19 protein-coding genes are annotated in these 23,314 nt (G+C 70.3%); 16 read left to right on the forward strand and 3 right to left on the reverse strand.

Annotated elements, in window-relative coordinates:
• The first annotated feature begins 38 nt into the window (after positions 1-38).
• From AB0I04_RS36735 to AB0I04_RS36765, 7 genes are all read left to right on the forward strand, one after another.
• Positions 39-1,730, forward strand: coding sequence for a sensor histidine kinase (locus tag AB0I04_RS36735; protein WP_360895440.1), 1,692 nt, complete (start codon positions 39-41; stop codon positions 1,728-1,730).
• Complete coding sequence (locus AB0I04_RS36740) at positions 1,727-2,428, forward strand: response regulator (protein ID WP_360895443.1); 702 nt, start codon at positions 1,727-1,729, stop codon at positions 2,426-2,428. Before AB0I04_RS36735 ends, AB0I04_RS36740 begins: the two co-directional genes overlap by 4 nt.
• Before the next feature lie 62 nt (positions 2,429-2,490).
• A complete protein-coding gene (locus AB0I04_RS36745; RefSeq protein ID WP_360895446.1) occupies positions 2,491-3,204 on the forward strand; it encodes a hypothetical protein in 714 nt (237 codons plus the stop codon).
• A gap of 70 nt (positions 3,205-3,274) precedes the next feature.
• A complete protein-coding gene (locus tag AB0I04_RS36750; RefSeq protein WP_360895448.1) occupies positions 3,275-3,910 on the forward strand; it encodes an HAD family hydrolase in 636 nt (211 codons plus the stop codon).
• Between the two features lie 38 nt (positions 3,911-3,948).
• Positions 3,949-5,589, forward strand: a complete 1,641-nt coding sequence (gene pruA, locus AB0I04_RS36755; protein WP_360895451.1) for an L-glutamate gamma-semialdehyde dehydrogenase — start codon at positions 3,949-3,951, stop codon at positions 5,587-5,589.
• A 117-nt stretch (positions 5,590-5,706) separates the two neighbouring features.
• Positions 5,707-6,240, forward strand: coding sequence for a hypothetical protein (locus AB0I04_RS36760; protein WP_360895454.1), 534 nt, complete (start codon positions 5,707-5,709; stop codon positions 6,238-6,240).
• A 126-nt stretch (positions 6,241-6,366) separates the two neighbouring features.
• On the forward strand, positions 6,367-7,071 hold the full coding sequence (locus AB0I04_RS36765) for a haloacid dehalogenase-like hydrolase (RefSeq protein ID WP_360895457.1): 705 nt from the start codon (positions 6,367-6,369) through the stop codon (positions 7,069-7,071).
• Positions 7,072-7,079: 8 nt separating this feature from the next.
• On the opposite strand, the gene AB0I04_RS36770 is transcribed toward AB0I04_RS36765, so the two are convergent.
• Positions 7,080-7,637 carry a class I SAM-dependent methyltransferase gene (locus tag AB0I04_RS36770; RefSeq protein WP_360895460.1) on the reverse strand — a complete coding sequence of 186 codons (558 nt, stop codon included), beginning with the start codon at positions 7,635-7,637 and terminating at the stop codon, positions 7,080-7,082.
• A gap of 54 nt (positions 7,638-7,691) precedes the next feature.
• Here AB0I04_RS36770 and AB0I04_RS36775 point away from each other — a divergent pair, with 54 nt between their 5' ends.
• From AB0I04_RS36775 to AB0I04_RS36800, 6 genes are all read left to right on the forward strand, one after another.
• On the forward strand, positions 7,692-7,880 hold the full coding sequence (locus tag AB0I04_RS36775; RefSeq protein WP_360895463.1) for a hypothetical protein: 189 nt from the start codon (positions 7,692-7,694) through the stop codon (positions 7,878-7,880).
• Positions 7,877-8,056, forward strand: a complete 180-nt coding sequence (locus tag AB0I04_RS36780; RefSeq protein ID WP_360895465.1) for a helix-turn-helix domain-containing protein — start codon at positions 7,877-7,879, stop codon at positions 8,054-8,056. The genes AB0I04_RS36775 and AB0I04_RS36780 overlap by 4 nt, the downstream gene beginning before the upstream one ends.
• Positions 8,057-8,133: 77 nt before the next feature.
• Complete coding sequence (locus tag AB0I04_RS36785; RefSeq protein WP_360895468.1) at positions 8,134-10,086, forward strand: acetoacetate--CoA ligase; 1,953 nt, start codon at positions 8,134-8,136, stop codon at positions 10,084-10,086.
• Positions 10,087-10,324: 238 nt separating this feature from the next.
• Complete coding sequence (locus tag AB0I04_RS36790; RefSeq protein ID WP_360895471.1) at positions 10,325-12,247, forward strand: protein kinase; 1,923 nt, start codon at positions 10,325-10,327, stop codon at positions 12,245-12,247.
• Between the two features lie 409 nt (positions 12,248-12,656).
• Entirely contained in the window at positions 12,657-17,549 is a 4,893-nt protein-coding gene (locus tag AB0I04_RS36795; RefSeq protein ID WP_360895474.1) for an NAD-glutamate dehydrogenase, read from the forward strand.
• A 106-nt stretch (positions 17,550-17,655) separates the two neighbouring features.
• Complete coding sequence (locus AB0I04_RS36800) at positions 17,656-18,561, forward strand: hypothetical protein (protein WP_360895476.1); 906 nt, start codon at positions 17,656-17,658, stop codon at positions 18,559-18,561.
• A gap of 65 nt (positions 18,562-18,626) precedes the next feature.
• Here AB0I04_RS36800 and AB0I04_RS36805 read toward each other — a convergent pair whose 3' ends face one another.
• On the reverse strand, positions 18,627-19,673 hold the full coding sequence (locus AB0I04_RS36805; RefSeq protein WP_360895479.1) for a hypothetical protein: 1,047 nt from the start codon (positions 19,671-19,673) through the stop codon (positions 18,627-18,629).
• Between the two features lie 261 nt (positions 19,674-19,934).
• Between AB0I04_RS36805 and prfB the strand changes: the two genes are divergently transcribed.
• Positions 19,935-21,056, forward strand: coding sequence for a peptide chain release factor 2 (gene prfB, locus AB0I04_RS36810; protein WP_360895482.1), 1,122 nt, complete (start codon positions 19,935-19,937; stop codon positions 21,054-21,056).
• A gap of 95 nt (positions 21,057-21,151) precedes the next feature.
• On the opposite strand, the gene AB0I04_RS36815 is transcribed toward prfB, so the two are convergent.
• Positions 21,152-21,337, reverse strand: a complete 186-nt coding sequence (locus tag AB0I04_RS36815) for a hypothetical protein (protein WP_360895485.1) — start codon at positions 21,335-21,337, stop codon at positions 21,152-21,154.
• A gap of 269 nt (positions 21,338-21,606) precedes the next feature.
• On the opposite strand from AB0I04_RS36815, the gene ftsE reads away from it, so the two are divergent.
• A complete protein-coding gene (ftsE, locus tag AB0I04_RS36820; protein WP_360895488.1) occupies positions 21,607-22,305 on the forward strand; it encodes a cell division ATP-binding protein FtsE in 699 nt (232 codons plus the stop codon).
• 60 nt (positions 22,306-22,365) lie between these two features.
• Complete coding sequence (gene ftsX, locus AB0I04_RS36825; protein WP_360895491.1) at positions 22,366-23,271, forward strand: permease-like cell division protein FtsX; 906 nt, start codon at positions 22,366-22,368, stop codon at positions 23,269-23,271.
• Positions 23,272-23,314: the final 43 nt, after the last annotated feature.

The following is a 23,314-nucleotide window of genomic DNA, read 5'->3' on the forward strand; positions in this document are numbered from 1 at the left end:
AGGGACTTTTTACTTGCATCCCTTGGCATACTCGTGCCATGTGGCCCGCGGGCGGCCGGAAGCTGTCCACCCGTATCCTGACCAGCCAGCTCAGCATTCTGGCGGCGAGCATGCTGGTCGGCTTCGGGCTGTTCGCCCACGAGGAGCGGGCGAAACTGGACGATCAGTACCGCCAGCGCGCCCTCGCCATCGCCGAGACGGCGGCGGGCACGCCGGAGATCCAGTCGGCGATGGAGTACGGCGACGCCGGCGACGTGGTGCAGAGCACCGCCGAGCGGATGCGGACGGCCGCCGGCGCGCGTTACATCGTCGTGCTGGATCTCCACGGGATCCGCCACTCCCATCCCGATCCGGCGCTGATCGGGAAGCCGGTCACCGAATCGCTCATCGCCTCCGACGGAAACGGCCACACCGGAATCGACCCCGGCAGCCTCTGCCGGAACGCCAACGGCAAGGCCCCGCTGTACGGGCCGTCCGGTGCCCTGGTCGGTGAGGTCTCCGCCGGGATCTGCGAGCGTGCCGTCTCCAGCACGCTGTGGAGCGAACTGCCCGCCTTCGGCCTGTGGATGAGCATCGCGTTGGCCTTCGGCGCGGCCGTCTCGTACGGGCTCGCGTGGCGGCTCAAGCGGCGTACGTTCGGGCTCGAACTGGACGAGATCGCGGGGCTCCTCCAAGAACGCGAGGCGATGCTGCACGGGATCAAGGAAGGCGTGATCGGCTTTGACCGTGCGGGCCGGATCCGCATCGTGAACGACGAGGCCCGGCGGCTGCTCCGGCTCGGTACCGCCGTCCTCGGCAGACCGCTGGAGGAGGTCGTGCCGTCCGGGCGCCTGCGCGACGTCCTGGCCGGCGCCGACGGGGGCGTCGACGCCTCCGTACTCACCGAAGAGCACTATCTGACGATCAACCGCCGACCGGTGTGCCTGCGCGGCCAGGAACTCGGCGCCGTGGTGACGCTCCGGGACCGCACCGAGATGTCCGGGCTGCTGCGTGAGCTGGACGGCGTGCGCGCCCTGACCGACGCCCTCCGCGCCCAGCAGCACGAGTTCTCCAACCGCATGCACACCGTCGCGGGGCTGCTGGAGCTCGGCGACCATGACGAGGCGATCGCCTACCTCACCACCGCGCAGGGCGCGGAGGCGGCGCTGTCGGAGTCGGTGCGGGAGCGCATCGCGAACCCCTTGGTCGTCGGCCTGATCCTGGCGAAGTCCGTGGTCGCCGCCGAGCGCGGCGTCACCCTGACGCTCACCGAGGACTCCTGGCTGGGAGAGTCCCCCTCGCACGTCCAGGCGGTGCTCACGATCCTCGGCAACCTCGTGGACAACGCCATCGACGCCGTCGGGAGGCCGCGGCCGGGAACACCGGCGGGACGGCCCGCCGAGGTGACCGTTCGGCTCACCGACGGTGACGGGATCACGATGGTCGTCTCGGACACCGGGCCCGGCATTCCGTCCGGCTGCGCCGATCTGATCTTCGCGGACGGGTACAGCACCAAGCACACTGATCGCGGCGGCACGGACGACGCGAGGCGAGCGTTCGAGGTGCGCCGTCGCGGGCTCGGCCTGGCCATCGTCCACCGGCTCGTCCGCCGGATCGGCGGCACGATCCGCGTCGGCGAGGGGCCTGGGGCCACCTTCACGGTGCGACTACCCGACTCCACCCGGCCCCACGAGGCCGGCGAGCATCGCGAGCCCGGGCCCCCGCCACACGCGAAGGAGAAGATCGGATGATCGGTGTGCTGGTCGCCGATGACGACTTCCACGTCGCCAAGATCCATGCCAAGTACGTCGAGCGTGTCCCGGGGTTCGAGGTGCTCGGGCAGGCGCACAGCGCCGCCGACGCGCTGACCGCCGTCGCCGAACTGCACCCCGATCTAGTGCTGCTCGACATCTACCTGCCCGACGACAACGGCCTGAACGTCATCCGGCGGGTCCTCGACCAGGCGTCCCGTGACGACGGTTCCGCGCCTCCGGACTTCATCGTGATCAGCTCGGCCCGCGATGTGGCGAGCGTGCGACGGGCCATGCAACTCGGAACCGTGCACTATCTGGTCAAACCCTTCGGCTTCGCGGCCCTGCGGGAGCGGCTGACCGCGTACGAGGAACTCCACGCCCGGCTCACCACACTGGACGACCAGACCGCCGATCAGGGCGATGTCGACGCGCTGTACGGCCTGCTCCGCGGGCCCGCGGCCCTGCCGTCGAGCCTGCCGAAGGGGCACTCGGCGCCGACGCTGCAACGCGTCCGGGACGCCGTACGGTCGGCGTCCGGGGACATGTCGGCCGCCGAGGTCGCCGCACTCGTGGGCATCAGCCGCCCGACCGCCCAGCGGTACCTCGCCTACCTGGCCCGGCACGGCGTCGTCGAGCTTCAGCTCCGCTACGGGGTCACCGGCCGGCCGGAGCATCGCTACAGCGCGACCCGCTGACCCGTACCGTCGTCTCGGCGTAACGGCGGTCCAACCGGACGTCCGCGGCGTAGCCTGACGCGATGCGCGTTCCCCGTCGTACGGCCGGACAAGGCGGTCCTCCGGACATCTCGCTCGACGCGCTCGCCGACGCGCTGACCGCCCTGCGGACGGCACGCTCCTCCTCGCAGGGCGTCTATGCGGGCTACGACCGTGATCGGCCGTACTCCGTGGAAGGGGTCTCGGATCTCGCCGCCGGGCGCGGACATCACCGTGGCCGCATCGGTGAGATCCCTCTCGAGCAGATCCTGGTCGGCGACCGCTGGTTCCACCGCCTCCCGTCCGAGGAGGAGGAACGTCTCGGCAAGAAGTGGATCCTCCGGCCGGATCCGTGCGGAGGAGACCGGATCGGGGGAGCCCGGGCGCTGGCACCCGCGATCAGGGCCGTGCAGCCGGCAAAGGTGCGTTCCGCTCTGGAAGACGGTCTCCGCCGGTACACCGTCCCGCTCGCGCCATCGCTCCGGTCGGCAGATCCGGCCGTCGCGCGCATCGCGGCGCACATGCGTCATCACGGCATGCTGCGGATCACGCTGGACGTTTGGACGGACGGCGATCTCGACGTCCGCCGCGTACGGACACACTTCCGGAGGCTGCGGTCGGTTCGAGTCATGCCGTTCGCCGAGGTCACCTCGGAGTACGGGGACTTCGGCATCCCCGTGGACATCGAGGAGCCCGAGGCCGAGGACGTGATGCCGGATCCGAAGCCGCCACCCTCCTGCTGGGGCCGCCGCCCCTGATCCGCCGGGACCCGGCGCGCGATGATCTCTCCCCGCGACCGGTCGCGCCGTGGCTTATCCTCGGAACGCTATGACGCACATTGTCTGGGACTGGAACGGCACGCTCTTCAACGATCTCGACGCCGTCGTGGACGCGACCAACGAGATCTTCGACTCGTACGGACTGGCGCGGGTGGACCTGGACTCGTTCCGGGCGATCTACACCCGGCCGATCTGGGCCTGCTACGAGCGCATGCTGGGCCGCTCGCTGGAGGACGGCGAGTGGGAGCGCCTCGATGCCGCCTTCCACGACTCCTACCACCGGATGATGGAGCGCTGCCGGCTCGCGGCGGACGCCCGGCACGCGATCGACGCCCTCGCCGACGCCGGGCACAGCCAGTCCCTGCTGTCGATGTGGCACCACGACCGGCTGACCGTCGCGGTCCACGAGTACGGCATCGGGGAGGCCTTCCGCCGGGTCGACGGCCTGCGGCCTGAGGAGGCAGGCGGGTCGAAGGCGGAGTTCATGGTCCGGCACCTGTCCCGGCTCGGCGTCGATCCGGCCGAGGTGGTGGCGATCGGGGACAGCGTCGACGACGCGGTGGCCGCCCGGCACGCGGGGGCGCGCGCGGTTCTGTACACGGGGGGCATGCAGGGGAGGGCCGAGCTGGATCGGTTCGGGGTCCCCGTGGTGGACCGGCTCACCGACATCTCTGCGTACATTTGACCTGACAACGCCGTCACGAACTGCGGGGTGCTTTTCTCATGGACGCTGTGACGAACGTACCGGTCCCCGTGAACGAGCCGGTCAAGGCGTACGCCCCCGGGAGCCAGGATCGGACCGCTCTCGAGGCGAAGATCAAAGAGCTTGCCGGCGAGCAGATCGACCTGACGATGACGATCGGCGGCGAGCAGCGGCTGGGCGGCGGGCGGCCCATCGACACGGTGCAGCCGCACAAGCGCCGGCACGTCCTCGGCCAGGCCCGGGAGGCCACCGACGACGACGTGCGCGCGGCCGTCGACGCCGCGCGGGAGGCCGCGCCGGCGTGGCGGGCCCTGTCGTTCGACGACCGGGCCGCGATCTTCCTCAGGGCGGCCGAGCTGCTGTCCGGCCCGTGGCGGTCCACGCTGAACGCCGCGACCATCCTCGGCCAGTCCAAGTCGGTGCAGCAGGCCGAGATCGACGCGGCGTGCGAGCTGATCGACTTCCTGCGCTTCAACGTCTCCTTCGCCCGCGAGCTGTACACCCAGCAGCCCATCAGCTCGCCCGGCGTGTGGAACCGCCTGGAGTACCGGCCGCTGGAGGGCTTCGTCACCGCGATCACGCCGTTCAACTTCACGGCGATCGCCGGCAACCTGCCCACCTCGCCCGCGCTGATGGGCAACGTCGTCGTGTGGAAGCCCTCGCCGACCCAGCAGTTCGCCGCGCACTTCACGATGCGCCTGCTGGAGGCGGCCGGCCTGCCGCCCGGCGTGATCAACCTGGTGACCGGGAACGGCGAGGCCGTCTCGGGCGTCGCGCTGCGCCACCCCGACCTGGCGGGCATCCACTTCACCGGCTCCACCGGGACCTTCCAGCACCTGTGGCGCACCGTCGGGGAGAACATCTCCGGCTACCGCGCCTACCCCCGGCTGGTCGGCGAGACCGGCGGTAAGGACTTCGTCGTCGCCCACCCGTCGGCCGACCCGCGGGTGCTCGCCACCGCGCTGATCCGCGGCGCGTTCGAGTACCAGGGCCAGAAGTGCTCGGCCGCCTCGCGCGCGTACGTCCCGCGCTCGGTGTGGAACACCATGCGCGACGACTTCCTCGGCACCGTCGAGTCCCTGACCGTCGGGAACGTCGCCGAGGACCTGTCGGCGTTCATGGGCGCGGTGATCGACGACCGGGCGTTCGCCAAGCACCGGGCGGCCATCGAGCGTGCCCGCTCCCACGACGGCATCGACATCCTCGTCGGCGGCGGCCTCGACGACTCCGAGGGCTACTTCGTCCAGCCCACGGTGCTGCTGAGCGGCGACCCGGAGGACGAGATCTTCACCAAGGAGTACTTCGGCCCGATCCTCGGCGTGCACGTCTACGACGACGCCGACTACGACGCCGACTACGACGCCGTGCTCACCCAGATGGAGAGCGCCGCGCCGTACGGGCTGACCGGCGCGGTCGTCGCCCAGGATCGCCAGGCCATCGCCGAGGCGTCGGAGAAGCTGCGGTTCGCCGCCGGAAACTTCTACGTCAACGACAAGCCGACCGGCGCGGTCGTCGGCCAGCAGCCGTTCGGCGGCGCGCGGGCGAGCGGCACCAACGACAAGGCCGGCTCGATCTTCAACCTGATCCGGTGGGTGAACACCCGCTCGATCAAGGAGACGTTCGTGCCGCCGACCGATCATCGGTACCCCCACATGGGGTGATCGCCTCGGCTCCCCCCGGCCGGTAACGTTCGTCTCGGATGGGCCATGGCATAGCCTGTGACCAGGCAGGATGCGGGGCACGCCTACAGCAGACCGGGGGGCTGTGTGGGGCGCTGTATGTCGGTGGCAGCCGTCGTCGCGTGTGCGGCGGCGGCGGGGTTCGCGGTGAAGGCCCTGACCGTGCCCGAGTCGCATTCCGCCCGCGTGGTCGATGTGGAGGGCGGCGCCGACCTGGGCCGCCTCACGCTGCGCGCCGATCCCCGGCTGGCCCCCATGGCGGGGGACCGGCTGGTGCCCGGAGACCGGGCCGGCTACAGCTTCAGTGTCACGAACGCCGGCCCGGACATCATCCGGCACGTCGTTGTCCGCAGCGTCAAGGTCGCCGCACCGGGGACCGACGACCGGCTGGCCGTCGTGTCCGTGAGCGACCCGTCATGCTGGGGGATCGGCCGGGTCGAGTGCATCTTCCAGGAACTCGACCCGGGACGGACCAGGACCGTCCACGTGGTCGTGGACACCCCGGCGGACCGGCCGCCGCGCGGCCGGATGACGATCCACACGTTCATGGGCCGCTTCACCGAGCCCGTCGGCGGGGCGATCCCGCTGGAGGTGATCGGCGACATCAAGGCGACGACGGGCCGCTTTCCCTGATGGTTCTCGCTTCGACGGGCCGCTTTCTCCGACGCTTTCCCTGACGGTTTGCATCGGCGGGCCGGAGCCTCCACGATTGACCGGCGAGCCGACCGGTACTCGCGGGAGTACGTGCAGGAGACCGTCATGCCTCGTCTGGTGCTTTGGAACGTCGATCACACCCTGGTCGACGTCGGCAAGGTGACCCGGGAGGCGTACGCCGAGGCCTTCGAACGCGTCACCGGACGACCGCTCGTCCGGCTCGCCCCGACCCACGGGCGCACCGAGTCGGAGATCATCTTCGAGACCCTGGCGTTCAACGACGTCGAGACCACCGAGGACCACCTGCCGGCGTTCATGAGCGCGCTGGCCGACGCGTTCTCGGCGCGCAAGGCGGCCGTCCGCAAGGAGGGGCGGGTGCTGCCCGGCGCCCGCGAGGCCCTCGCGGCGGTGGCCCGGCGGCGTGACGTGGTGCAGTCGGTCCTGACGGGCTCCATCCAGCCGAACGCGATCACCAAGCTCAAGGCGCTCGGCCTCGACAAGTACCTCGACTTCAAGGTCGGCGGGTACGGCTCGGAGACCTACCCCAAGGCCGCCCTGGTCGAGCTGGCCCGCAGCCGGACGGGGGAGAAGTACCGCACGGTGATCGCGGAGTCCGCGACCGTGCTCGTCGCCGACTCGCCGCGCGACGTGCAGGCGGCCGGGATCGCCCACGCGAAGATGATCGCGGTGGCGACCGGCACGGCCACCCAGGCGGAGCTGCGTTCCGCCGGCGCTGACGTCGTGCTGCCGAGCCTCGCCGAGACCGACCAGGTCGTCGCCGCGATCGAGGACCTGACGTCCGGCTCCTGACGGAGCGATCAGCCCGGCCTGCGGGCCGTGAAGTTCACCCGGCCGGGCATCCGCCACACGCGGACGTCCTCGAACCCCGCCGCCGTGAGCCGCGCCGGAAGCGTGCTCGGGTCGACCGGCACCAGCGTGTCCCGTAGGTGGATCAGCCGGAACCGCAGGCTCGGCTGCCCGTCGCTGCCCGCGAAGACGCCGCCGGGGCGCAGGACCCGGCAGGCCTCGGCGAAGACCCTGTCCTGCAGGGCGGGCGACGGGACGTGGTGCAGCATCGTGAAGCAGACGACGCCCGTGAACGACGCGTCGGGGAACGGCATGTCCGCGGCGTCACCGTGGACGATCTCGGTGTCGAGCCTTCGCCGCAGGAGAGCGACATACTTCTCGTCGACCTCCAGGGCGGTCAGCTTCGGCACCCGCTCGGCGAGCAGGCGGGTGGTGACGCCGAGTCCGGGTCCGATCTCCAGCACCTCCCCGCCCAGGTCGAGGTCGTCGAGCACGGCCGGGAACAGCCCCGTCCGCACCTTCTCGGCCCACTTGTCCGAGGCGCAGATTCGATTGTGCAGCAGGTTCATGTCTCGGAAGCTACGTCGCCGGGCCGTGGCCGGAGCGTTCTATCCTGCCGGGTGATGTCGCGAAACAGCCAGCAGGGCGACGGCACGATCCTCGTCGCCGCCTTCGACACGGCCGGTTGGCAGTTCGACCGGCATCACCACGAGGAGAACCAGCTCGCCTGGGCCGCCACCGGAGTCCCGGACGGCGGGTCGGCGCGGGGGAGCGGACCCTCGCCCGGATCTTCGTCGCGGAGACCGGGATGACGTTCGGCCGCTGGCGTACGCAGGCCCGGCTGCGTTCGGCACTGGTCCTCCTGGCGCGGGGAACGCCCGTCGCCGTCGTCGCCCGGCGCGTCGGCTACGCGACGCCCAGCGCGTTCGTGGCGGTTTTCCACAGGGCACTCGGAGTCTCTCCGGGCGCGTACTTCGGCACGCGATAACGTCCGAACTACGGCCGTTTGCGGCCCGGTGGCCGTCGGCTCGATGCTGGAGCCACGAGACTGCGAGGAGGCGTGCCGTGTCCGTTGCCGAGGGTGACCTGCTGTGGGAGCCGTCCGAGGAGGTCCACCGGACCGCCCGTGTCGCCCGTTTCATGCGTGAGCGCGGGTTCGGTTCGTATGACGAACTGTGGCGGTGGTCCGTCACCGACCTGGAAGGCTTCTGGGACGCCATCTGGGCGTACTTCGACGTGCTGGGCGAGCGCGGCGACGGCCCGGTGCTGCAGCGGGCGGAGATGCCGGACGCCCGCTGGTTCCCTGGTGCCACGCTCAACCACGCGCGGAACACGCTGCGCCGTGCTGAGGAGGATCCGGACGCGACGGCGGTGGTGTTCCGTACGGAGGCCGACGACGACGGGCCGCGCCGATCGAGGACGCTGACCTATCGCGAGCTCGCGGCGGAGGTCGCCGAGGTGCGCGCGGGGCTGCGGGCCCTCGGCGTCGGCCGGGGCGACCGTGTGGCGGCGTACGTGCCGAACATCCCCGAGGCGCTGGTCGCCTTCCTCGCGACCGCGTCCCTCGGCGCGATCTGGTCGTCGTGCTCGCCGGACTTCGGCGCGCCGAGCGTGATCGACCGGTTCACCCAGATCGAGCCGAAGGTGCTGATCGCGGTGGACGGCTACGCCTACAACGGCAAGCGGTTCGACCGGTCCGCGGTGGTCCGCGATATCCAGGCGTCGCTGCCCACGCTGCAGGCCACGGTCACGATCCCGTACCTCGACTCCGACGCCGCCGCGATCGGCGGGGACCGCGCGCTCCGGTACGCCGATCTGCGGCGCTCCGGAGAGCCGCTCGCCTTCGAGCCGGTGCCGTTCGACCATCCGCTGTGGATCCTGTACTCCTCGGGCACCACCGGGCTGCCCAAGCCCATCGTGCACGGGCACGGCGGTGTCGTCCTGGAGCACCTGAAGTCCCTCAGCTTCCAGCAGGACCTCGGCCCCGGCGACGTCTTCTTCTGGTACACCACGACCGGCTGGATGATGTGGAACTACCTCATCGGCGGCCTGCTCGTGGGCGCCACGGTCGTGCTGTACGACGGCGCGCCCGGCGGTGACACGCTGTGGCGGCTGGCCGCCGACACCGGGGTCACCTATTTCGGGGTCGGCGCGCCGTACGTCCTGGCGTCGATGAAGGCGGGATCCGACCCCGCCCGGGAGCACGACCTGTCCCGGATCCGGGGGATCGGCTCGACCGGCTCGCCGCTGCCGCCGGAGGGCTTCCGCTGGCTGTACGACCACGTCGGACGCGACCTGCTCGTCGGCTCCTTCTCCGGGGGCACGGACGTGGCGACCGGCTTCGTCGGGCCGTGCCCGCTGCTGCCGCTGCGCGCCGGCGTGATCCAGTGCCGGGGGCTCGGCGCGAAGGTCGAGGCGTACGACGAGAAGGGCGATCCGGTCATCGGCGAGGTCGGCGAGCTGGTGCTCACCGAGCCGATGCCGTCCATGCCGATCTACTTCTGGAACGACGAGAACGGCGATCGCTACCGCGACTCGTACTTCGGGGTGTACCCCGGAGTCTGGCGCCACGGCGACTGGATCAAGATCCTGCCCGACGGCGGATGCGTGATCTACGGGCGATCCGACTCCACGCTCAACCGCGGCGGCGTCCGCATGGGCACCGCCGACTTCTACCGCGTCGTCGAGGGGTTCGAGGAGATCGCCGACTCGCTGGTCGTCGACACCGGGCAGCTGGGCCAGGAAGGCCGGCTGCTGCTGTACGTCCAGCTCACCGAGGGCGTCACCCTGTCCGACGACCTGGTCGGCCGGCTCCGTACCGCCCTGCGGTCGACGCTGTCGCCCCGGCACGTCCCCGACGAGATCAGGGCGGTGCCCGGAGTCCCTCGAACCCTGTCCGGTAAGAAGCTCGAGGTTCCAGTACGTAAGATCTTGCTCGGCACGCCCATCAACAAGGCGGCGAATCCGGACGCGATGGCCAACCCCGAGGTGCTGCGGCACTTCACGCCGGATTCGTAATCCGCCTCCGCGCCGGGCGCGTCTCTTGTATGGGACATGTCCGTCACCTCGTACGGCCCGCTCTGGGCCTGCGGAGCCGGTGAGGGATATGTTCGGCAGATGCGGTTCGCCGTCCATGGCCGGATCGGCGGGTTGACCAGGGCTGACAATCCCGGTCGACCGAACCGGCCGGACGTCGTCCGCATCTCAACCGGTATGCCCGACCGTGGGGACGGTCGGCGGGGAGCTTACGGAAGGGATGCGGACTGCGGTGGACCACAACGCGAGCCCCCTGCAGCCAAGGGATCCTCGGCGGCTGGGTGCGTACGACGTCATCGGCCGGTTGGGGAGAGGCGGCCAGGGTGCCGTCTTCCTGGGCACCTCCTCTGAGGGCACCCGGGTTGCGATCAAGCTTCTCCACCCCGAACTCGCCCAGGACGCCAACGCACGCGCCCGCTTCGTCCGTGAGGTGACCGCCGCCAAGCGGGTCGCGCGGTTCTGCACCGCGCAGGTGCTCGACGCCGACGTCGAGGGCGACCGGCCCTACATCGTCAGCGAGTACGTCCCGGGACGGTCGCTGTACGACCTGATCAAGGAGAGCGGACCGCTCAGCGGCGCGCCCCTCGAACGCCTGGCGATCGGCACGGCCACCGCGCTCGTCGCCATCCACCAAGCGGGCGTCGTGCACCGTGATCTCAAGCCGCACAACGTGCTGATCGGGCCCGACGGCCCGCGGGTCATCGACTTCGGCATCGCGAAGGCGCTGGACACCACCGCGACGGTGTCCAGCCGGATCGTGGGCACGCCCGCCTACATGGCCCCTGAGCAGATCCGCGGCGAGACGGTCGGCCCGGCCACCGACGTCTTCGCATGGGCCGCCACGATCGTCTTCGCGGCCACGGGCGCCCCGCCGTTCGGCAGCGACGCGATCTCCGTGGTGGTCAGCCGCATCCTGCTCGAGGAGCCCAAGCTCGGCGACCTGCCCGCCCCGATCCGCGCGCTCGTCGCCGGATGCCTGCAGAAGGACCCCGCGGACCGGCTCACCGCCAGCGCCCTGCTGCTGCACCTGCTCGGCGGCGGTCAGGAGGCGCGTCCCCAGGAGCCGCGCACCGAGGTGCTGCCGCCGGTCGAGACCATGGCCGACGCGGGCCCCGCGACGGTCCCCGCCGACCTGCTCGAACACGCCGCCACGGTCGCGGCTTACCGGACGCCGCCCATGGGCACGGCCATGCCCGGCACTCCGCACCCCGGCACTCCGCACCGCGGCGCCGCGGCGGCGACCCACAAGACGCCCGTCGGCGCTCCTAAGACCCCCGTGGGGGCTCCCAAGACCCCCGTCGGCACCCACAAGCCGCCCGTCGGGGCTCCGAAGCCACCTGTGGGCGCTCCCGAGCCGCCCGCCGGGATCCGCGCGACAGCGGCCGAGGCGCCCACGGCGCCCGTCACGGCACACGGAATGCCCGACCCGGGCGCGGGCGCCTGGACTGCCCGTTTCGGCGCGACCGGGGAGACGCCGGGCGCCCGGACTCCGCATCCCGGCGCGGGGGAGCAGACGTCGCCCGTTCTGCCGGACGTGTACGGCACCGCGGGGACGGGGCGTGGCCGCTGGTCGGGGCTGTCGCGCGGCCGCCGGGCGCTCGCCGCAGCCGGCGCGGCGTTCGTCGCGGCCGCGGCGATCGTCAGCGCGATCGCGCTGACCTCCAACGCGGACGATCACTCCGGACAGCGGACCGATTACCAGCCGCAGGGCACCCAGAGCCACGCCTCCCCGTCGGATACCCGGCGGACGTACGGAGGCGCGCCGGTGCACCCGGTGACCACCCACACGCCGTCCCATACACCCACGCCGACGGACTCCGAGCCGTCGACCTCCCCGGACCCGTCCACCTCGACGAGCCCGAGCACGGGTTCGAGCGGTAGCGCGACCCCGACTCCGGGCGGTGGCACGTCCCACACTCCCGGCGGCGGCGCGACGCACACCCCGGGTGGTGGCGCGACCCACACCCCGGGTGGCGGCACGACTCCCGGCAGCGGAAAGACCCCCGGCGGCGGCGCCACGCACGGATCCGGGAGCGGCGGCGGTACGGGGACCGGTGGCTCCGGTTCGACCGGTGGTGGCAAGGCGTCCCACGCCGCCCCGGACGCCCATTCTGGGGCCACGACCAGCGCCGAGGGTCGGTGAATCCGCTTCACCGAGTCGGCTGATTTCGGTTTTCGCGTTAACCTGGCCGCCGTGAGCACAACACCACAACGGCGTGGTGCGGCCGCGCCCGACTCCGGCGTGTCCGGATTCGGGTCCGGCATGCCCGGGCGTAGCTTCGTAATCCTTCCGCGAAAACACGGTCCCTCCGCCGGGAACGCCGACAGCACGCGTTCCCCGAAGCCGGTGCCCGACCGTGACCGTCATGACGACCTCAGGCGACTCGCCGAAGATCTTCTCGAATCCGACGAGATGGCGGCGCTGCGCCGAGCTCGTGAGCGTGTGAAGCACTGCGACGGTACTGAGGGAGACTTGAGATGAGGCGCGAACCGACGACGGGTCGGAGCCGACGAGCCTGCGATGGATCGGTCCGGCCGTCCGGGGGGCACGTATGAACACGAGTGCCATGGTGAACGGCACCGGCGGTCTTGACGACGCGAAGGACGAGCTGCTGGCACGCGCCGCACAGGCGTGCAGCCATACGCCGGGGGCGCGGCACGATCCGGAGGACGCCCTGGCCTACCTGCGGCTCTACTACCGTCACGTCGCGCCGGAGGATCTCCTCGACCGTGACCCGGTGGACGTCTGCGGTCCGGCGATGGTCCACCGGCACCTGGGCGAGGAGCGTCCGCAGGGGCGGGCCAAGGTGCGGGTGTTCACGCCGACGCTGGAGGAGTACGGCTGGGACCCCGGGCACAGCGTCGTGCAGGTGGTCACCGACGACATGCCGTACCTCGTCGACTCCGTCGTCATGGAGCTCAACCGGCACCGCCTGTCGACGCACCTGATCGTCCACCCGCAGCTCAAGGCCGCCCGCGACGTCACCGGGCATCTGCAGGGGATCGGCGACGGGGACGGCCTCGTCCTGGAGGAGTCCTGGATCCACATCGAGATCGACCGGCAGAGCGACCGCGTGCTGCTGGACGAACTCGAGGCCGACCTGCAGCGAGTGCTGGGCGACGTGCGCACCGCCGTCGAGGACGAGCAGAAGATGCGCGCGCTGGCGTGCGCCATCGCGGTGGAGCTCGCCGAGAAGCGGCCGCCGCTGGCGGACCGGGAGATCACCGACGGCGTCGAGCTGCTGGACTGGCTGGCCGACGACCACTTCACCTTCCTGGGCTACCGGGAGTACAAGCTGGAGGACGGCCCGGACGGTGAGCAGCTGCGGGCGGTGCCGGGCACCGGCCTGGGCTTCCTGCGTTCCGACCAGGCCAAGTCCACGAGCTTCGCGTCCCTGCCGCCGCAGGTGCGTGCCAAGGCCCGCGAGCCGCACCTTCTCGTGCTGACCAAGGCCAACTCCCGGGCGACCGTGCACCGGTCGGCCTACCTGGACTACGTCGGGGTCAAGAAGTTCGGCGACAGCGGGGAGGTCGTCGGCGAGCGCCGCTTCCTGGGGCTGTTCACCCACACCGCCTACAGCGAGAGCATCGAGCACATCCCGGTCCTGCGGCACAAGCTGGAGGAGATCCTCGAACACGCCGGGCTGGCCGCCGACAGCTACGACGGCAAGGACCTCATCGAGATCCTCGAGACCTACCCGCGCGACGACCTGTTCCAGATCTCCGTCGACGAGCTGCTGCCGATCGCGCTGGGCGTGCTGCGGCTGCGCGAGCGCAAGCAGCTGAAGCTGTTCGTCCGCAAGGACGACTACGGCCGCTACATGTCGTGCCTGGTCTTCCTGCCGCGCGACCGGTACACCACGCAGATCCGGCTGCGGATCCAGGACATCCTGCTCAAGGCGTTCGACGGCCTCTCCGTCGACTACAGCGCGATGGTCGGCGACTCGATCTTCGCGCGCCTGCACGTCGTCGTCCGCGGCGAGCGGGGCCGCCCGCTGCCCGACGTCGACCCGGCCGACCTGGAGCGGCGCCTGATCGCCGCCACCCGGTCGTGGACCGACGACCTCGCCGAGGCGATCGTCCAGCAGTGCGGCGAGGAGCAGGCCAGCGGGCTCATCCGGCGCTACACCGACGCGTTCCCCGAGGGCTACAAGGCCGACTTCCCGGCCCGCACGGCGTGCGCCGACCTGAAGCGGCTGGAGGACCTGGCCGAGCCGGGCGAGATCTCGATCAACCTGTACGAGCCGTACGACGCGGGGCCCGGCGAGCGCCGGCTCAAGATCTACCGGCTCGGCTCGCCGATCTCGCTCTCGCACGTCCTCCCGCTGCTGCAGGAGATGGGCGTCGAGGTCGTCGACGAGCGGCCGTACGAGATCGCCCGGGGCGACGGGCGGCAGGCGTGGATCTACGACTTCGGCCTGCGGTACACACCGTCGCCCGACGTGGACGACGATGACGTCAAGGGGCTCTTCCAGGAGGCCTTCGAGGCGCTGTGGCGCGGCGACGTGGAGAGCGACCGGTTCAACGCGCTGGTGCTGCGCGCGGGCCTGGACTGGCGGTCGACCATGGTGCTGCGCGCCTACGCCCGCTACCTCCGGCAGACCCAGAGCACCTTCGGCGAGCGGTACATCGAGCAGGTGCTCGTCGCCAACCCGCGGATCGCGCGCCTCCTGGTCCGGCTGTTCGAGGCACGGCTCGACCCGCGCCTGAACCACGCCGACGACGACCGGTCGGCGGCCGCCCACGAGGAGCTCGAGGCGGCCATCACCGAGGAGATCGAGGGCGGGCTCGACGCGGTCAGCAGCCTGGACGAGGACCGCATCCTCCGCAGCTACCTGGCGATGATCCGCGCCACGCTGCGCACGAACCACTACCAGCGGACCGCCGACGGCCGGCCGAAGCCGTACCTGTCGCTGAAGTTCGACCCGGAGGCGATCCCGGACCTGCCGCAGCCGCGGCCGAAGTTCGAGATCTTCGTCTACTCGCCGCGCCTGGAGGGCGTGCACCTGCGGTTCGGGTCGGTGGCCCGCGGCGGCCTGCGGTGGTCCGACCGCAAGGAGGACTTCCGCACCGAGATCCTCGGCCTGGTCAAGGCCCAGGCGGTGAAGAACACCGTCATCGTGCCGGCCGGCGCGAAGGGCGGGTTCGTCTGCAAGAGGCTGCCCGACCCGAGCGACCGCGAGGCGTTTCTCGCCGAGGGCATCGCCTCGTACAAGCAGTTCATCAGCGGCCTGCTGGACATCACCGACAACCTCGTCGGCGGCGAGGTCGTGCCCGCCACGGACGTCGTACGGCACGACGGGGACGACACCTACCTGGTGGTGGCCGCCGACAAGGGCACCGCGACGTTCTCCGACATCGCCAACGAGGTCGCCACGTCGTACGGCTTCTGGCTGGGCGACGCGTTCGCCTCCGGCGGCTCGGTCGGCTACGACCACAAGGCGATGGGCATCACCGCGCGCGGCGCCTGGGAGTCGGTGAAGTACCACTTCCGCTCGCTCGGCGTCGACGTGCAGAAGGAGGACTTCACCGTCGTCGGCGTCGGTGACATGTCCGGTGACGTCTTCGGCAACGGGATGCTGCTGTCCGAGCACATCAAGCTGGTCGCGGCGTTCGACCACCGGCACATCTTCCTCGACCCGAACCCCGACCCGGCGACGTCGTTCGAGGAGCGCAGGCGCATGTTCGCGCTGCCGCGCAGCTCCTGGGCCGACTACGACGCCACGCTGATCTCCAAGGGCGGCGGCGTGCACCCGCGCACCGCCAAGAAGATCTCGATCACCCCGCAGGTGCGCGAGGCGCTCGGCATCGCCGACGGCGTCGCCGCGATGACCCCGCACCAGCTGATCCACGCGATCCTGTGCTCCCCGGTCGACCTGCTGTGGAACGGCGGGATCGGCACGTACGTCAAGGCGTCGGGGGAGAACAACGCCGACGTCGGCGACCGGGCCAACGACGGCCTCCGCGCCGACGCGACCGAGCTGCGCTGCAAGGTCATCGGTGAGGGTGGCAACCTCGGTCTCACCCAGCGGGGGCGCATCGAGTTCTCCCGCGGCGGGGGGCTGGTCTACACCGACTTCATCGACAACTCGGCCGGTGTGGACACCTCCGACCACGAGGTCAACATCAAGATCCTGCTCGACCAGGTGGTCCGCGACGGGGAGCTGACCCACAAACAGCGGGACACGCTGTTCCTCGAGATGACCGACGAGGTCGCCGACCTGGTGCTGCGCGACAACTACCAGCAGAACGTCGTGCTCGCCGCCTCGCGGACGCAGGCCCCGTCGATGCTGCACGTCCACGCGCGCTACCTGCGCAAGCTGGAGCGGGACGGCAAGCTGAAGCGGCGGCTGGAGGACCTGCCCGACGACAAGGCCCTGGCGGAGCGCCGGCAGGCGGGGCTCGGCCTGACCGGGCCGGAGTTCGCGACGCTGCTCGCGTACACCAAGCTGACGCTGGAGGAGGAGATCCGGGCGTCCGACCTGCCGGACGACCCCGACCTCGCCAGCCGGCTCGTGGAGTACTTCCCGACGCCGCTGCGGGAGCGTTTCCGGGACTACATGGACCGGCACCCGCTGCGCCGGGAGATCATCTCCACGTCCGTCGTGAACAGCATGGTCAACAACAGCGGCACGACCTTCGCGTTCCGGATGAACGAGGAGACCGGCGCCTCGTCCTCCGACATCGCCCGCGCCTACCTGGTGGCGCGCGAGGTGTTCGACATGCCGAGGTTCTGGCGCTCCGTCGACGCCCTGGCGCACCAGGTCGACACCGCGACCCAGATCCGGATGCGGCTCGAGGCGCGGAAGCTGAGCGAGCGCGGTGCCCGCTGGCTGCTGCACAACCGGCGGATGCCGTTCGACCTGCGGGAGACGGTCGACTTCTTCGCCGAGGGCGCGGTCAGCCTCGCGCCGCAGCTGTCGAAGCTGCTGACCGGCAGTGACCTTCAGGGGTTCGAGGAGCGGCGGGACCGGTTCGCCGAGGCGGGCGTGCCGGACGAGCTGGCCGAGCAGGTCGCGATCATGGTCCCCGCCTACTCCACGTTCGACCTCGTGGAGATCGCGCACAGCACGGGGCGGTCGGTGGGCGAGGTCGCCGAGGTGTACTTCGACCTCGCCGACCGGCTGCAGATCGCGCGGCTGCGCGAACGCGTCATCGCGCTGCCCCGCGACGACCGCTGGCAGTCGATGGCCCGCTCCGCACTGCGCGACGACCTGTACGCCGCGCACGCGGCGCTCGCCCGTGACGTGCTGGTGACCAGCGAGCCGGGGGCGACTCCGGAACAGCGCCTGGCCACCTGGGCGGAGAAGAACAGCGCCGCGGTGGCACGTGCCGCCCAGACCCTCGGCGAGATCTGGGAGAGCGACAGCTTCGGCATCGCGACCCTGTCGGTGGCGCTGCGCGCGATCCGCACGCTCGTCACCGCCAGCACACTCCCCGGCTGACGCGTCGGATGGGAGAAGCCCCGGCGGTCACCGGGGCTTCTCCCATCGGCGGGGTATTTTCGGATTCGTAGAGTAATCGAATGATCACTGTGCGAATCTGGTCCGCATGTTTCGACACATCAGCGCCTTGACGGCCGTCCTGCTGCCGCTGGCCGCGTGCGGCGGATCTCCGGCGATGGCCGCGCCCGCCGTGACCAAGGACCGGGCCGCTCAGCTGCTCGCCCACTACCAGTCCGTCAACAACCGGGCCAACAGCACGTTCGACGAGAAGCTGCTGGCCACCGTGGAGACCGGCGCCCAGCTCGACATGGACCGCGCCGAATACCGGCGGCGCGCGGCGGCGAAGGAGAAGTCCACCCCCTTCGCCTACACCGCTCCGGCGTACTACATCCCCCGCCAGTCGGGGTTCCCCAAGTGGTTCGCGGTCACCGCGACCACCGGCAAGACCCGGCACGCCCTGCTCTTCACCCAGGATCGCCCGGACGGCCCCTGGCTGCTCACCGCCGATCCGTTCCCCACTGCGACGATCACCGGGGTGGCCCTCGACAAGGACGGTTACGCCACCGCGGTCGGCCCGGACGACCTCAAGCAGGCGCCCGGGAAGATCGCCGCGATGCACGCCGCCACGCTGTCGAACGGCACGTCCGGCATGGCGCCGGGGCCGTACACCACGCAGGCGCACGCCGCGCTGGTCAAGGCCGAGTCCGCGCTCAAGAACCGGGGGGTGACGCTCACCTCAGACTTCCGGCCCGACCCGCAGCGGGCGTTCGCGCTGCGCACCACCGACGGCGGCGCGCTCGTCTGGTACGTCGTGCGGCAGAGCGAGACCTACGACGTGACCAAGCAGGGGGTCATCGGCAGCGGCGGCGACCTCACCGGCCTGATCAACGGCAAGGTCCGCCACCGCCTGGCCACCACCGCGCTGACCCAGTACCTCGCCCTGGTGCCCGCGCAGGGCGGCGCCCGGGTCGTCGGAAGCTACCGCAAGGCGATCCAGGCCACGGCGTCCTAGTCTGGGCGCCGACGCATCGAGGACTTCGAACTAGCCCCGGCCCGGATCTCCTGACGGGCCGGGCCTCACTTGCTGGGGGCGTGCGCCTTGACGGTGCCGCCGTCGGCGCCGATGATCTCCGCCTTGACACTGCCGTCGTCCTTCTTCGGCTTGGCGGGCACCACGGCGAGGTATTGCATGGTCTGGGTGACATCGATCTCGTCGCGAACGAGCTTCGAGCTGACGAACGGCGCGACGTCCTCGGGCACCGGCACTTGGCCGGGCTTCTTCTTGCTCTTGCTGATGATGGTGTCGCGGCTCAGCGCGTACAGCACCACGCCGCCGCCGTCCTCGGTCGCCAGCGGGAAGATCGGGAAGGAGGTCGCGGCGTAGAGCGCACTGGTGCGCAGGCCGATCTTCTTCTCCTTCTTGCTCTTCTTCATGGCCTTCTGATCCGACGTGTAGTAGCCGGTGGTGTACTTCCCGGCGTCCATGACGTGCGCCGCGACGTTCCCCGGGCCTTCCTCCGCGAGCGTCGCCTGGATCGAGGGGACCAGCCGGGGCGGGATCAGCAGGCGGCTGTCGAACGTCGGCAGGGCCTTGGCGTAGCCGTCGGCGCCCACCGCGATCATCGGTGGCTTCTGCTTGTCGTCCAGCACGGCGGCCAGGCTCAGCCGCCAGCGCGTGACCGCCTTGGACGCGAGGAACCCCATGAACACGGTGTGGGGGTCCTTGCCGTCCGCGGTGGTCCGGCGCGCGCTGACCACGAACCACTGGGGGTCGCTCGCGAGCAGGTGCGGGACGTAGAAGACCGGTTTGTCGTAGCGGTAGCGGGGGACCGGATCGCCCGCCGCGACCGCCCGGCGGAACGCCGCCGCGGTGAGCTGGGACTGTCCCTCGCTGGTCCACCACAGCGCGAGCCGCTCGTCTCCGCTGGCCCGCGCGACGTCGTCGTTGTTGACGAACGTGTGGAACGCCTTGGCCGCCGTCTCGGGGTTCACCGGCTCGGGAGGCGGGCTGCTCTCGGCGGCGACCGGCGTCGTGCGGACGGTGCGGTGAGGCTTGCTCGAGCAGCCTGCGGCGCCGGTGAGGGTGAGCACCGCCACCAGCGTGGACGCAACCGCCTTGTTCATGTTCCCCGGCCGATCATCGTTACTGCTGTCGGGCAGAGTATGCCAGGGATCTCCGAGTGCGCCGGTGTGAGGGCCGAAGGTGCCTGGTCGGCAAAGTATGCCTCGGATCTCCGGGTGACCCGGATATGAGGGCCGAGCGTGCTCGGCAAAGACGTGTGCTTGGGATCTCCGCGTGAACTGGATCAGAGCCGAGGCGGCATGCTCGGCAAAGACGCTCGGAGCGCGTACGCGGAGAGTACGGGCACGGGTAGGCTTTCGAACGTGGCAGCCATGGACCCCTCGGAAGAGATTAAGGAACTCGGCTCGATGCTGACGGGCATCGAGACCGTTCTCGACCTCGACGCGATGCGTCGTGACATCGGAGAGCTTCGCGAGCAGGCTGCCGATCCCGACCTGTGGAACGACCAGGACCGTGCCCAGCAGGTCACCCGGCGGCTGTCCTACCTCGAGGGCGAGCTGGGCAAGGTCGAGGGCCTGCGCAGCAGGCTCGACGACGCCACCGTGCTGCTGGAGCTGGCCTCCGAGGAGGGCGACGACGACGCCCGGGGCGAGGCCGAGCGGGAGCTCGGCGCGCTCCGCAAGGAGATCGAGCAGCTCGAGGTCCGTACCCTGATGGCGGGTGAGTACGACTCGCGTGAGGCGCTCATCACCATCAACGCGCAGGCGGGCGGCGTGGACGCGGCCGACTTCGCGCAGCAGGTGCAGCGGATGTACCTCCGCTGGGCCGAGCGGCACGGCTACCCGACGGAGATCTACGAGACGTCGTTCGCCGAAGAGGCCGGCCTCAAGTCGACGACCTTCACGGTCAAGGCGCCGTACGCCTACGGCACGCTCCGCGGCGAGCACGGCACCCACCGCATGGTCCGGATCTCCCCGTACGACAACCAGGGCCGCCGGCAGACCTCGTTCGCCGGCGTCGACGTGGTGCCGGTCGTCGAGCAGACCGACCACGTCGAGATCCCCGAGGACGAGCTGCGCGTCGACGTCTACCGGTCCAGCGGTCCCGGTGGGCAGGGCGTCAACACGACCGACTCGGCGGTGCGGATCACGCACCTGCCGACCGGCATCGTCGTCTCCTGCCAGAACGAACGCAGCCAGCTGCAGAACCGCGCGACCGCGATGACGGTGCTGCAGGCCAAGCTTCTGGAGCGCAAGCGCCAGGAGGAGGCCGAGCGGATGAACGAGCTGCGTGGCGAGACGACGAGCTCCTGGGGCACCCAGATCCGCAACTACGTCATGCACCCGTACCAGATCGTCAAGGATCTGCGCACGGGCGTCGAGGCGGGCAACCCGACCGCCGTTCTCGACGGTGACATCGACGAGTTCATCGAGGCCGAGATCCGGTGGATGCGCCGCCGAGAGGCCGGCGAAGAGCAGGACTGACCACCGCTCCGGTCAGGTCGCGACGGTCGGAGGAGACCGCCGCTCCGGTCAGGACGATCGGATGATCGGGCGTTGCCGGGCCCGGGTCTGAAGGCCTAGTGCAGGCCCAGCTTGAGCGCGACCAGCAGCGTCAGTGCGAGGATCAGCGCGCCGAGCAGGATGGGGGAGATCCCGAACAGTCCGGGACGGTGCACCTCCGCCCGTGCCGCACGGCACGCGGGGCAGCGCCCCTCGACGACGGGGCCCGAGCATCGCGCGCAGATCAGATGTTCGCAGCTCATCCGGCTCCTTTCCGAACGTTGGGCGACGAGTGCGCCCAGCCTATGCGTTCCTGGCCGGTGGCCCGCCGTCAAAGACTGACGGGTGTCCGTGATGCCCGGTTGCTTTTTCCTGGGTGTACCCAAGTTGGCCGATCCATGCCAGTCTCCCCCCTAGACTGCTGCTTGGCCAATCGGCCCGCCAAGCCGGGAAGCCACGGCAGGGCGCCTGTCGACGAAAAGACAGTCGTCGCCGTCCCCAGCCCCCTAGACTGGCACGTCGTGATGCAGCCGTGATCCACTTTGATAATGTCACCAAGGTCTATTCGCACCAGAGTCGACCGGCCCTCCAGGGTGTCAACGTGGCCGTGGAGAAGGGCGAGTTCGTCTTTCTCGTCGGGCCTTCCGGGTCCGGCAAGTCGACCTTCCTGCGCCTGATCCTCAAGGAGGAGCGGCCGACGCAGGGGGGTATCCATGTCGCCGGCAAGGACCTGAGTCGACTGACCAACTGGAAGGTCCCGCACCTGCGCCGCCGCATCGGCTGCGTGTTCCAGGACTTCCGCCTGCTCCCCAACAAGAACGTCTACGAGAACGTCGCGTTCGCGCTCGAGGTCATCGGCAAGCCGCGGCGTTTCATCCGCAAGGTGGTCCCCGAGGTCATCGACCTGGTCGGCCTCGAGGGCAAGGCTCACCGGATGCCCGATGAGCTGTCCGGCGGCGAGCAGCAGCGCGTCGCGATCGCGCGGGCGTTCGTCAACCGGCCGATGATCTTGCTGGCCGACGAGCCGACGGGCAACATCGACCCGGCGACGAGCATCGGCATCATGAAGGTGCTCGACCGGATCAACCGGACCGGCACGACGGTCGTGATGGCGACGCACGACGCCGCCATCGTCGACGCCTTCCGCAAGCGAGTGGTCGAACTGGAGGACGGTCGCGTCGTGCGCGACCAGTCGCGCGGCGTCTACGGCCAGGCGTACGGCGGCGTCTGAGCACGCCGCGTCGCCGCCGCGACGACACGACCCACACCGGACGACCAAGGACAGCGAGGCATGCGCGTACAGTTCGTTTTTCAGGAGATCTGGATCGGTCTCCGCAGGAACCTCACCATGACCATCGCGCTCGTCGTCACCGTCGCGATCGCGATGGCGCTGTTCGGCACCGGTGTGCTGCTGAAGATGCAGGTCGACAAGTCGAACAACTACTGGTCGAACAAGGTCGAGGTCTCGATCTACTTCTGCAACAAGCTGAGCGCCAACCCGGCCTGCAAGAAGACCGAGCCGGACCAGCAGAAGAAGGACGACATCCGCAAACAGCTCGAGGGCATGTCGCAGGTGGCGAAGGTCACCCCTGAGACGGCCCAGCAGGCGTTCCAGCGGGCCCAGCAGCAGTTCAAGGACAGCCCGGGCATCGCCGGCTCCATCCAGCCCGGTGACATCCCCGACTCCCTGCGGGTGAAGCTCAAGGACCCGAAGGACTTCGCGGCGGTCGTCGCACAGATGCAGGGTCGCGACGGCGTCGACCAAGTCGTCAACGAGCGGGCCATCCTGGAGAAGTTCTTCAAGATCCTCGGCGGTCTGCAATGGGCGGCGCTGACCATCGCGGCGATCCAGCTGATCGCGGCCGTGCTGCTGGTGGCCAACACCATCCGACTATCGGCGTTCAACCGGAGACGGGAGACCGGCATCATGCGGCTGGTCGGCGCCTCGAACATCTACATCCAGTTGCCGTTCGTCCTGGAGGGCGCGATCGCCGGCCTCGTCGGCGGTATCTTCGCCGCGGTCCTGCTGAGCTTCTCGAAGGTCTTCCTGCTCGGCAGACTGCAGAAGAACCTGCAGTTCGCGACGCCACTGGGCTGGATCGACGTGACGACGGTCATCGTCGGCTCGACGTGCTTCGGCATCTTGCTCTGCGCCCTGGCGTCCTTCCTCACCCTCCGCCGCTACCTGAAGATCTGACGCTGCGACCGGAGATCTGCCGGTCCTGTGATCAGGTCGCTCG

It is taken from the genome of Actinoallomurus sp. NPDC050550 (assembly GCF_040655075.1).
Classification (GTDB): Bacteria; Actinomycetota; Actinomycetes; order Streptosporangiales; family Streptosporangiaceae; genus Actinoallomurus.